The following is a 262-nucleotide window of genomic DNA, read 5'->3' on the forward strand; positions in this document are numbered from 1 at the left end:
TGCTGATGCACTTGCTACTGCACTTGTTGACGCTGATGCTGAAGCTACTGCACTTGTTGATGCTGAAGCTGAAGCTACCGCACTTGTTGATGCTGAGGCACTTGCTACTGCGCTGGTTGATGCTGAAGCTGAGGCTACCGCGCTAGTTGATGCTGAGGCTGAAGCGACTGCACTTGTCGATGCTGATGCACTTGCTACCGCACTTGTTGATGCTGAGGCTGAGGCTACCGCACTTGTTGATGCTGATGCTGAAGCGACCGCA

The 262-nt window shown here is 53.4% G+C and carries 1 pseudogene; it reads left to right on the forward strand.

The features are described from left to right. Nucleotides 1-262, forward strand: a pseudogene (locus ADM33_RS11385) (peptidase); the annotation flags it as partial.

Origin of the sequence: Streptococcus oralis (assembly GCF_001075875.1) — a bacterium.
In the GTDB taxonomy this organism is placed as follows: domain Bacteria; phylum Bacillota; class Bacilli; order Lactobacillales; family Streptococcaceae; genus Streptococcus; species Streptococcus oralis_I.